This window comes from Thermobacillus xylanilyticus (assembly GCF_907165215.1).
Lineage (GTDB): Bacteria > Bacillota > Bacilli > Paenibacillales > Paenibacillaceae > Thermobacillus > Thermobacillus xylanilyticus.
Genome location: NZ_CAJRAY010000024.1, coordinates 89570 through 95887 on the forward strand (window position 1 = coordinate 89570; position 6318 = coordinate 95887).

Consider the following 6318-nt stretch of genomic DNA (forward strand, 5'->3'; position numbering starts at 1 on the left):
GACGCAGCCGGCTGCTGTACGTGTTATTGAGGAACATACCGCATGACGGAAGGGGAAGCGGCATGCTGCTGCAGATGGAGAAGATCACCAAGATATACGGCGACGTCACGGCCAACGCGGGCGTTGACTTTACGCTCGAAGCCGGCGAAGTGCATGCGCTGGTCGGCGAGAACGGCGCGGGCAAGACGACGCTGATGCGCATTCTCTACGGCGAGGAGACGCCGACATCCGGCACGATCCGGCTCCGCGGACAGGAGCAGTCGTTCCGCTCGCCGGAGGACGCGATCCGCGCGGGGATCGGGATGGTGCACCAGCACTTCATGCTGTTTCCCTCGTTCACCGTGGCGGAGAACATCGTCATCGGCCGGGAACCGGCCTCCGGCATGCTGTTCGACCGGAAGAAGGCGGCCGAAGAGGTGGCCCGGCTGTCCGCCGAATACGGCATGCCCGTCGATCCGCATCGCCGGGTCGCCGATTGTCCGGTCGGAATCCAGCAGCGGGTCGAAATTTTGAAGGTGCTGTACCAGGGCGCGGACATCATCATTCTGGACGAGCCGTCGGCCGTGCTGACGCCGCTGGAAGTGAAGGAGCTGCTCGCGGCGATCCGCGAGCTGGCGCGCAAGGGCAAAAGCTTCATCCTGATCACGCACAAACTGCAGGAAGTGATGGATGCCGCCGACCGCATCACCGTGCTGCGCGACGGCCGCGTCACCGCGACGGTGCGCGCCGCCGACACGAACGTCGAGGAGCTGTCCCGCCTGATGGTCGGGCGCGAGCTCGTCCCGTTCGACAAGCGGCCGGCCAAGCCGGGCGAACCGGTGCTCGAGGTGGAAGGCCTCACGATCCGCGCCGGCCGCGGCAAGACGAAGCCGCTCGTCGATAACGTGTCGTTCAGTGTCCGGGCGGGCGAAATTGTCGGTGTGGCAGGCATTTCCGGCAACGGCCAGTCCGAACTGATCCAGGCGATCGCCGGCCTGCGGCGCATTGACGCCGGAGCGGTCAAGCTGTGCGGGCGCGACATCTCCGGCGCCGATGTCCGGGAAATCCGCCGGCAGGGGCTCGCCCATATTCCCGAAGACCGCTATCAGTGGGGGTGCGCGAAGGAGGAGTGCATCGCCGACAACGCGGCGATGGGCCATACGGCGCGCGCCGGTCGATCCGGCATCCTGCTGCGCGGCCGCATACGCAAGCTGGCCGAGTCCTGGATCGCCGGTTTCAAGATCAAGGCGGGATCGCCGGATGTGAAGGCGGGGCAGCTGTCGGGCGGCAATCTGCAGAAACTGATCGCGGCGCGCGAGCTGGCGCACGGCTCGCCGCTGGTCATCGCCGCCGAACCGACGCGCGGCGTCGACATCGGCGCCATGGAGATCATCCACGGCGAGTTGATGAAGCGGCGTGACGAAGGCAGCGGCATTCTGCTCGTATCCTCCGAACTGACGGAAATTTTGAAGCTTTCCGACCGGATCATCGTCCTGTTCGAAGGGCGGATCGCCGGCGAGCTTGCGGCCGAAGAAGCGACGGAAGAGGGAATCAGCATGCTGATGGCGGGGGTGACGGCCGATGCGGCTCATGCAGCTCATCACACGTAGTCTGCGCGAATGGATTCATCCGCTTGCGGCCCTGCTGCTCGGCCTCGCCGCCGGAGCCGTCGCGATTCTGGCCGTCGGCGGCTCGGTGGCCGAGACGTACGCGGAGATGTGGAAGGGCGCGTTCGGCAGCTTCTACTACGCGATGAACACGCTGGCGCGGGCAACCCCGATCATGCTGATCGGCCTCGGCGTGGCGCTCGCCTTCCGCGCCGGGTTCTTCAACCTCGGCGCCGAAGGCCAGCTTCTGCTCGGCGCCCTGGCCGCCGCGGTCACCGCGCTCTATCTGCCGGCACCGCCGGAAATGCGCATGATCGCCGCGCTTGCCGCAGGCATCGTTGCCGGCGGCGCCTGGTCGCTGTTTGCCGGCTGGCTCGATCTCCGGTTCCGTATGAATCTGCTCATTACGACGCTGCTGCTGAACTATATCGCGGTGTATCTGGCCAGCTATTTCGTCAGCTTCCCGCTGAAGGATACGTCGGGCAGCGCCGCGATCAACCAGACGAACATGTTGGACAGGGCGGTATGGCTGCCGAAGCTGTTCAAGGGCATGAGCGTGCACGCGGGCTTCATCATCGCGGCGGCGGCGGCCGTGGTGCTGTTCCTGTTCCTCCGCCATACGATCGCCGGCTATCATCTCCGGATGCACGGCAGCAATCCGCTGTTCGCCATATACGGCGGCGTCCGCCGCGGCCGGCTGATGATGGCCGCCATGCTGGCCAGCGGCGGCTTCGCCGGACTCGCCGGCGCCGTCGAGGTGCTCGGCACGCAATACCGCTACATCGACAACGCGCTGACCGCCCCCGGCTATGCCTGGTCGGGCATCATGGCGGCATTGCTCGCCGGATCGCATCCGCTCGGGACGGCGGCGGCGGCCATCCTGCTGGCGGCGCTGCAGACGGGCGGCATGGGCGTGGAGCGGAACACCGAGGTGCCGCTCGAGATTGCCAGCGTCATCCAGGCGGCGATCATTCTGTTCATCTCCGCCCGGTTCACGTACGCGTTCTTCAAACGCAGGAAAGCGAGGTCTTCCGATGGACCAGCTGTTTGATTTCTCGCTGTTCAACTCCATGCTGCGGATGATCGCCCCGATCCTGCTGGCCGCGCTCGGCGGCGCGATCTGCGCCCGCGTGGGCATTTTCAACGTCGGTCTCGAAGGGCTCATGCTGACGGGCGCGTTCACGGCCATCGTCGGCAATCATCTGTTCCACAATGTGTGGCTGGCCGTCCTGTTCGCCGCCGTCTGCTCGGGGCTCATGTCCCTGATCCTCGCCTATCTGACGATCAGCCTGAACGCGAACATGATCGTCGTCGGCGTGGCGCTCAACTTCCTGGCGACGGGGCTGACCACGTATTGTTTGTTCGCCATTTTCCATGTCAAAGGGTCATACTATGACCCGAATATGACCGGTCTGCCGAAATGGAACATCCCGCAGATCTCCGGCGACTCGTTCCTCGGCATTCTGACCGGTCACTCGCCGCTCGTCTACCTCGCCTTCGTGCTGGCGTTCGCGCTGCAATTTTTCTTCTTCCGCACGGTGCGGGGATTCCGGATGCTGGCCGCGGGCGAACATCCGGCGGCAGCGCGGAGCCTGGGGATCAAGATCGACCGCATCCGGTACGCCGCGGTGCTCGCCAGCGGCGTGCTGTGCGGACTGGCCGGCGCGCAGCTGTCGCTCGGGCAGGTGACGCAGTTCACCGAGAACATGACGGCCGGCCGCGGCTTCATCGCCCTCGTCGCCGTCATGCTCGGGCAGAACAATCCGCTGGGCGTCACGCTGTCGAGCCTGCTGTTCGGGCTCATGGAAGCGATCAGCATCCGCCTGCAAGGCTTCTCGCTGCCGACGCAGTTCACGATGATGGTGCCGTATATCGTGACGCTCGCCGCCATGTCTTTCTTCAAGGACCGCGCCTATCTGCAGCAGTCCGGCCGGATCGAGGGACGCTAGGCAAACATTCGAATTTCGAAAAAGAGGAGGCGCATCGGATGGAAAAAATGGACAAGGCGGAACGGCTGAAACGCGCTCCCGCGCCGAAAGCCCGGATCAGCCCGGAACTCGCGCACCGGCTGCCGCCGGGGCAGACGCTGACGGACCGGTTCCCCATCCTGCATGAAGGCGACGTGCCGGATTACGGGGACGGATCGGAATGGTCGCTGCGCGTGTTCGGCCTGGTGGACGGGGAGCGGACGTTCAGCCTGGACGATCTGAAGGCGATGCCGCGCGCGACCGTCGTCTGCGACATTCATTGCGTCACGCGCTGGTCGAAATTCGACACCGCATGGGAAGGCGTGCGGTTCCGCGATTTTCTGGCGGCGGCGGGCATCCGCGTCCGGCCGGAGGCGCGCCATGTCATGATCCATGCCGATCAGGACTACGAGACGAATGTGCCCCTCGAAGACCTGATGCGGGATGACGTGCTCCTCGCCTGGGGCTACGACGGCAAGCCGCTCACTCCGAAGCACGGCTGGCCGCTCCGTCTGATCGTGCCGCATCTCTACTTCTGGAAGAGCGCCAAATGGGTGCGGGGCATCGAGTTCATGAAAGAGGACCGGCCGGGCTACTGGGAGCAGCGAGGCTTCCACAATTACGCCGATCCGTTCCGGGAGCAGCGGTTCTCGGACGAGTCTTTTGAGATGCCGGAAGACGAATGGATGCACAAGGATTACGACTGACGGACAAATACGACTGCATGATCCAGAGGCCGCGGACAGCGCGCCATGACCGTTGGGAGGTACCGTATAGATGAAACTGCCGATTCTGCGCGTAGAACCGGCCGACATTCCGGATTACGCGCTTGTCTGCGGAGACCCGTTCCGCGCGGAGAAAATTGCGGGCAAACTGGAGGACGCGCGGGAGCTTGCCTTCGCCCGGGAATACCGGACGTTCGTCGGCAAGTATAACGGCGCCCGGCTTGCCGTCGTCAGCCACGGCGTCGGCTCGCCCGGCGCCGCCGTCTGCTTCGAGGAACTGGCGAGGGCCGGCGTGCGGACGGTGATCCGCGTCGGCACGGCCGGGTCGCTGACGCCGGAGTATCCGGCGGGCAGCCTGATCGTCAGCACCGCGGCGGTGCGCGAAGAAGGGCTGACGAAGCAGCTCGTGCCGCCCGGATTTCCGGCGGTCGCCGACAGCGCCGTGACGGAGGCGCTGTACCGCGAGGCGGTCGCGCTCGGCGGCGGCCCCGTCGGCAAAGGGATCACGGCGACGTTCGACGCGTTCTTCACGGGCGTCGTCGACCTGCCTCATGACGCGTACGCGAAGGCGGGCGTGCTCGCCGTGGAGATGGAGATCGCCGCGCTCTACGTGATTGCTTCGCTGCGCGGCATGCGCGCCGGCGCGATCGTCGCGCTGGACGGCGACGCGGACACCGTCGACGAAGCGTACGACCCGCACCGCAATATCGTCGCGGAGGCGGTGGAACGCGAGATCGAGGCCGCGCTCCGGGCGATTGCGTCGCTCGCCGCGGCGGACGCCGCCGCCGAATAGCGTTGGCCTTGCATTGCCTGCCCCGGCCGGGGCGGGCTTTTTTGTCGAATTTCATGGTAATATTGAAGGAGCGAAAGGCGCCAACAACCGGAGGAGAGGAAAACCGTTGAGAGAACTGCTGCATCCCGTCAAAGTCGTCCGCGCGGCCGGGCTGGCGGACGGCACGTCGCTGCTCGTGCTGCTCGGCATCGCGATGCCGCTGAAATACGCGGCCGGCATGCCGATGGCGGTCACGATCGTCGGCACGATCCACGGCTACATCGTCATCTTCTATCTCCTGGCGATTCTGTATGCGCAATTGCGCCTGCAATGGAACGTGCTGTGGTCGCTGCTGTGCCTGGCGGCCGCGTTCGTGCCGTTCGGCAATTTCGTGCTGGACCGCGCGATCAGGCGCCGCCGGCATCAGTTCGAGATCCGGCCGATTCCGGTCAAATGGCTCGTCTATGCGGTGGTGTTCTTCGCGTTTCTCGATCTTTTCACCCAATTGCCGGTCATGAGCACCTATGCGTCGTCGCTCGGCGCCGGCGCGGCCGTCGCGGGGCTCGCCGTCGGCATGTACTCGATGACGAATCTGTTCGGCAATCTCGCCTCCGGCATCTGGACGGACCGCCACGGCGCGTACCCGGTGGTGACCGCGGGGCTTGCCCTGACCTCCGGCGTGCTGCTCCTGTACAGTCTCGTGGCAAGCCCGGCGGCACTGGTGGCGGTGCGCTTCCTTCACGGATTCGTGAGCGGTCTGATCGTTCCCGCGGCTTTCACGTTCCTCGCGAACGTGACGGAGAAGGATCGGCAGGGCAGCCAGAGCGCGGTGTCGGGGACGTTCGTCGGCATTGCGGCGATCGCCGGCCCCGCGTACAGCGGCATCATGGCGAGCCGGACGTCGGTCCCGTTCGTGTTCGCCACGGTCGCTGTGCTCGGGCTGGGGCTGCTCCTGCTGACGGTGATTTTTCTCCGGAAGCAAGACGCGCGGAGCAAGGAAGAGCGCCGGGCCGGAGGAAGGCTGGTCTGGAGACGGGAATTGCTGCAGTCTTTCGCGGGGGCTTTTTTCCTCATGTTCTCGCAGGGGGCGCTGGCTTATCTGCTGCCGCTGCACGTCCAGGCACTCGGCTTTGACTCGCGGATCAGCGGCACGCTGCTCAGCATGTTCGGGCTGATCGCCGTCGCGGTGTTCATCGTGCAGGCGCGCGTGGGCTTCAGGCGGCTGCCGCCCGCCATGCGGTTTACGGCGGGCCTTGCCATGATGGCTG

At 65.6% G+C, this 6318-nt stretch carries 6 protein-coding genes; all 6 read left to right on the forward strand.

Features of this window, described 5'->3' with window-relative positions:
* Positions 1–62 precede the first annotated feature (62 nt).
* Entirely contained in the window at positions 63–1589 is a 1527-nt protein-coding gene (locus KJQ12_RS05400) for an ABC transporter ATP-binding protein (protein ID WP_213483793.1), read from the forward strand.
* Positions 1570–2637 carry an ABC transporter permease gene (locus tag KJQ12_RS05405; RefSeq protein WP_425315961.1) on the forward strand — a complete coding sequence of 356 codons (1068 nt, stop codon included), beginning with the start codon at positions 1570–1572 and terminating at the stop codon, positions 2635–2637. Before KJQ12_RS05400 ends, KJQ12_RS05405 begins: the two co-directional genes overlap by 20 nt.
* Positions 2621–3535, forward strand: coding sequence for an ABC transporter permease (locus KJQ12_RS05410; protein ID WP_213483795.1), 915 nt, complete (start codon positions 2621–2623; stop codon positions 3533–3535). Before KJQ12_RS05405 ends, KJQ12_RS05410 begins: the two co-directional genes overlap by 17 nt.
* A gap of 47 nt (positions 3536–3582) precedes the next feature.
* Positions 3583–4260, forward strand: coding sequence for a sulfite oxidase-like oxidoreductase (locus tag KJQ12_RS05415; RefSeq protein WP_408646081.1), 678 nt, complete (start codon positions 3583–3585; stop codon positions 4258–4260).
* A gap of 70 nt (positions 4261–4330) precedes the next feature.
* The gene (locus KJQ12_RS05420) at positions 4331–5071 is read left to right on the forward strand and encodes a nucleoside phosphorylase (protein WP_213483796.1); all 741 of its coding nucleotides are present in this window, start codon (positions 4331–4333) and stop codon (positions 5069–5071) included.
* A gap of 106 nt (positions 5072–5177) precedes the next feature.
* Positions 5178–6318, forward strand: a 1141-nt coding sequence (locus KJQ12_RS05425; protein ID WP_213483797.1) for an MFS transporter, incomplete at its 3' end; no start/stop codon positions are given.